1 protein-coding gene is annotated in these 791 nt (G+C 44.0%); it reads right to left on the reverse strand.

Annotated elements, in window-relative coordinates; genetic code table 11:
* Positions 1 to 688: sulfatase-like hydrolase/transferase (locus tag A3738_RS08825; protein WP_197473736.1), on the reverse strand; the 688-nt coding region annotated here is incomplete at its 3' end.
* Between the last annotated feature and the right edge of the window lie 103 nt (positions 689 to 791).

Here is a 791-nt window from a genome sequence, read left to right on the forward strand (position 1 = left end):
CAAAGGCTTTACCAAAATTTTGATAATCTCTCTGTTCAGCCTCTTCTTGGGTATTGAGATGGTAGAGGTTTCCGTAGAATTCTTCGAAGCCGTGCATAGTTGGCAGGTGTTCGTTTCTATCACCAAGGTGATTTTTGCCAAAATGTCCGGTGCGATATCCTTCTTCTTTTAACACTTCAGCAAGAGACGGTGACTCTTTTTGTAAACCAAGCGCGTCACCTGGTTGGCCGACCGTCGTCATTCCAGATCGAATCGGATACTGCCCAGTTATGAATGCCGCACGCCCTGCTGTACAGGAAGGCTGGGCATAGTGATCGCTGAACATCACCCCCTCATTCGCAATTCGGTCAATATTTGGCGTTCCATAGCCCATAACCGAATGGTTATATGCGCTTACATTTGACCATCCAATATCGTCGCCCCAAATCACGAGAATATTGGGCTTACCCGATGATGTTTCTGCCTGTTGAACCGGCGTTGAATCTTCACTCTGCTGAAGAGGTACCGCTGCACTTGTCTTAACTGCAGCTTCGTCTCCGGCACTAGACTGCATGCTCTTTTCTACGCTCTCAGATTCGACAGACTCTGCAACCGAAGCTTGTTCACTATTTGCAGTATCTTGGCATGCCGTTAACTGAGAAAATATAATGCCTGATAAAAAAAGAAAACCGAGATTTTTGAACGTCATAATTGCCTCCTGAAATGATGAGTTCAATACCTTTTATCTTTACTTTCTTCTTGCTTAATTTGAACTAATGAAATCTGCGCTGTAACTCTATTATGTTTATTCT

It is taken from the genome of Oleiphilus sp. HI0066, assembly GCF_001635725.1.